The organism is Endozoicomonas atrinae, from assembly GCF_001647025.1.
Classification (GTDB): domain Bacteria; phylum Pseudomonadota; class Gammaproteobacteria; order Pseudomonadales; family Endozoicomonadaceae; genus Endozoicomonas; species Endozoicomonas atrinae.
On the sequence record NZ_LUKQ02000402.1, the window covers coordinates 1 to 3,547 of the forward strand.

The window sequence follows — 3,547 nt, forward strand, 5'->3', positions numbered from 1 at the left end:
GAAAATCAACATCATTAAAACCTTCGGGTAGCTGTGGTCGACGAGACATCTGTTCTAGATAATGCATGGTAATGATGCCTAAGCATAGTTGGCGGCAGCTTAAGGATTTAGAAAATGCGATTGGTATAAGGTATTGCCGGGTTTTATTACTGCTATCTCCGCTGATTGGATGAACGGCGACAAACAGGGGGGCGTCCCAGTCGGTGCTGCGGATCTGGGTTAGCCAGGCATTCATACCAACGACCAGTAAAACGATGAGCAGTATGGTAATGCGGATGGCCTTGAACATGAATAAATCCCTTTGGTGTCCCGGTCGTTACTTCTTTTTTCAGTCAGGCCGCTATTTTACAGTCGTTTCTTCCTTGATCCAGTCAAGGTACTCTGTCAGGCCGTTTTCTATGGGGATCTTAATAATCTGTGGTACATCATAGCTGTGTTCGGCTTTCAGGTACTGTTCCAGCGCTTTATAACGCTCACAGGTGGTTTTAATTCGAAGCAGTATTTCCGGGTCAGACTGAACCTTGCCTTCCCACATATAATGACTGTGAACCGGGCTGCTCTGAACGCAGGCACCCAGATGTTTCTCTATAATTGCTCTGGCGTGGGCATCGGCTTCCTGCTGATTTGGGCACGTAGTCAGTACCATACAAAAGGTGTTGTTTTGATTCATGGCGGTTTGGCAACCAGTTAGCAGTGAATAAAGCAGAAATAGAGAAATCAGTGCTCTGTCTGCCTGATAATTTAACAGCTTCATGGCAAAGAGAATAGGTCAGTCAGTGAGCACTGGCGACCTTGTTTCGGAGTGTATGCCATGCCTTTTGGCATATCTGATGTGTAGATGACTGGCTAGTTAAGAGCCCCACTTAATCTCAACAAAAGCTAAAAATTCAAGATTTCTTAGAGCTCTCTGTGGTTATCACCTGGATAAAAAACAATTTTGCGCTGTCAGTTGGCAGCCTGTATGCTACTCAGCCCCTCCTCCGGTTAGGCCATCGTTATATTTTCGTGGCCCTTAATGAGACATTTCCATGACCTTCGCCAATCTCGGGCTTTCCCTTCCGATTCTGCAAGCCATTACTGAACAGGGCTATGAGCAGCCTTCTCCCATTCAGGCGGAAGCGATACCGGCTGTTCTGGCTGGGCAGGATGTCATGGCTGCAGCTCAGACAGGCACAGGTAAAACAGCAGGCTTTACCCTGCCGATACTGGAGCTGTTAAGCCGTGGCGAGCGGGCAGGGCCCAACCAGGTTCGTGCGCTGGTCCTGACACCGACCCGTGAGCTGGCAGCGCAGGTAGCAGAGAGTGTTGCCACTTATGGCCGGCACTTGCCAATACGTTCCTCAGTGGTTTTTGGAGGGGTCAAAATCAATCCCCAGATGATGAATCTGAGGCGTGGTGCTGACATCCTTGTAGCCACTCCCGGACGACTGATGGACCTCTACAACCAGAATGCGGTGAAATTCAAACACCTGGAAGTGCTGGTTCTGGATGAGGCCGACCGTATGCTGGATATGGGCTTTATTCACGATATTCGTCGGATTCTGGCGTTGTTGCCCAGGCAGAGACAGAACCTGATGTTCTCTGCTACTTTCTCTGATGAAATACGACAGTTGGCCAAAACCATTGTTCATCACCCTGTTGAGATTGACGTATCCCCACGAAACACCACAGCCAGAACGGTCAGACAGTGTGTTTATCCGGTGGATAAAAGTAAAAAGCCAGCACTGCTGACTCGCTTGATTAAAGAGAACAGCTGGAAGCAGGTGCTGGTTTTTACGCGAACCAAGCACGGTGCCAACCGGTTAACCCGCCATCTGGAAGGTAAGGGGATTCTGGCAGCGGCGATTCACGGCAATAAGAGTCAGGGAGCCCGTACCAAGGCCTTGGCTAATTTCAAAAATAATGAAATTACGGCTCTGGTGGCAACGGATATAGCAGCCCGGGGGCTGGATATTGATCAGTTGCCGCAGGTAGTGAACTTTGACCTGCCCAACGTGCCGGAGGATTATGTGCATCGGATTGGGCGCACGGGCCGTGCAGGGGCGGATGGCCATGCTGTTTCACTGGTCTGTGCAGATGAAACTAAGCAGCTTCGGGATATTGAGCGGTTGATTAACCAGCTGTTACCCAGAGAGATGATCTCTGGGTTTGAGCCGGTAAATGAGGTTCCTGTGACTCAGTTGTCCGGCAAATCACCGAAGCCTAAAAAGCCCAAGAAGCCAAAGACTTTCGACAGGTCCGGTCAAGAAAGTGAAAGGAAAGGCAAGACACCTGAAGGTAAACAGCAGGGTGGACGGAATAATGAAGGGAGAAAGTCCGGAGAAATGGGCTCTGGCCGTGTATTTACAGAAAACCGTCGCAGACCCAGAAGGCGTAAAGTGACTCGCCCGCAAAACTCTTCTGCCTCAGTGTAAATTAACCTGAGTTAATTTGGGTTAATATCAGTGCTTTTGAAGCCATGAGGTTTAACCTGTGGCTTCAAAGTCATCTTCTCTGAGCCTGGCGGTCCCGTCTTGTTGTAGAACCCATAGCTCTTTATGGATGACACCTGAAGCTTTGTTCATTTTCCAGCCGGAGGTGAGCAGGGCACTCTGCTCATCAACCGTCTCAAATTTCGGGTTGATGTACTCCACACTGTTAAATCCATCGTCAATCAACTTTTGCCAGAAAGACTCAATCTCACTATGACCTGTGAATGTGCCAAAGGGGCGGGCATGCATAATGGCATCTGGCTCATATTGGTTTGCACAGCCTTTGGCATTTCCCGAATTGAATGCTGCTTTCCACTCACTGCTGGCCTGTTTTACGGCTTTGATCAGAGGCGTATCCTGCTCATTGGTCATATCAGACACTCTTCGTCAAAGTACTTAGACAATTATAGGTTATAGCAGTTAGAGGCTGATCTGTGAGTAGCTATCTATTTTTTCACTACACAAGCTCTAAAGGTGCAAAGAATACTAAAACAGCTTTCTCTGTGTCTTCGTGTCTTGCGTCTTTGTGGTAGAGAGAAAATCTCAATAGGGACTAATGACCGCCATTCTGGATATGATTACCACGTCGTTTATCACGAACGCACATCTGATTATTGTCCATAACCTGGGTTTCAAACAGGTCAACAGCCCTGATCAGATCTCCCAGTTTTTTGTAACCGTAATTTCGAGGGTCAAAGGAGGCCTGGTTGGAGATAACCGCACCGATTCTTCCGAGGTACGCCCAGCCATCATCATCCTGCTCGGTATCGATGGCATTGCGGATCAGGTTCATCAGCTTGGTATCGGCTTTCAGCTCATGGCCGCTTTTTTTACAGTTTGAGGTGACTTTCTCCGGATCATTTTCTGGTTCATCCAGGTAGAGAAAGCGTGAGCATGCATTCACGAAAGGGGAGGGGGCTTTTCGCTCACCAAACCCATAGACCACCTTATACCAATCGCATTTTCTAAATCCTTAAGCTGCCGCCAACTATGCTTAGGCATCATTACCATGCATTATCTAGAACAGATGTCTCGTCGACCACAGCTACCCGAAGGTTTTAATGATGTTGATTTTC

4 protein-coding genes and 1 pseudogene are annotated in these 3,547 nt (G+C 48.3%); 1 reads left to right on the top strand and 4 read right to left on the bottom strand.

The genetic code is table 11. The annotated features are described in order from the left end of the window. A pseudogene (locus AK963_RS26945) lies at positions 1-289 on the bottom strand (hypothetical protein); the annotation flags it as partial. A 51-nt stretch (positions 290-340) separates the two neighbouring features. Then, positions 341-670: a divalent-cation tolerance protein CutA gene (gene cutA / locus AK963_RS26950; RefSeq protein ID WP_066018430.1), complete on the bottom strand. Its 330-nt coding sequence runs from the start codon at positions 668-670 to the stop codon at positions 341-343. 358 nt (positions 671-1,028) lie between these two features. On the opposite strand from cutA, the gene AK963_RS26955 reads away from it, so the two are divergent. Beyond that, positions 1,029-2,414: a DEAD/DEAH box helicase gene (locus AK963_RS26955; protein WP_066018428.1), complete on the top strand. Its 1,386-nt coding sequence runs from the start codon at positions 1,029-1,031 to the stop codon at positions 2,412-2,414. A gap of 51 nt (positions 2,415-2,465) precedes the next feature. Here AK963_RS26955 and AK963_RS26960 read toward each other — a convergent pair whose 3' ends face one another. Together AK963_RS26960 and AK963_RS26965 are read right to left on the bottom strand one after the other, a co-directional pair. After that, complete coding sequence (locus AK963_RS26960) at positions 2,466-2,843, bottom strand: YybH family protein (RefSeq protein ID WP_066018429.1); 378 nt, start codon at positions 2,841-2,843, stop codon at positions 2,466-2,468. Positions 2,844-3,024: 181 nt separating this feature from the next. Then, complete coding sequence (locus AK963_RS26965) at positions 3,025-3,375, bottom strand: OST-HTH/LOTUS domain-containing protein (RefSeq protein WP_238593862.1); 351 nt, start codon at positions 3,373-3,375, stop codon at positions 3,025-3,027. Between the last annotated feature and the right edge of the window lie 172 nt (positions 3,376-3,547).

What these genes read in the sequence shown, in the direction of transcription:
- cutA (WP_066018430.1), bottom strand. Translation starts at nt 670, where the DNA reads ATGAATCAAAACAACACCTTTTGTATGGTACTGACTACGTGCCCAAAT.
- AK963_RS26955 (WP_066018428.1), top strand. Translation starts at nt 1,029, where the DNA reads ATGACCTTCGCCAATCTCGGGCTTTCCCTTCCGATTCTGCAAGCCATT.
- AK963_RS26960 (WP_066018429.1), bottom strand. Translation starts at nt 2,843, where the DNA reads ATGACCAATGAGCAGGATACGCCTCTGATCAAAGCCGTAAAACAGGCC.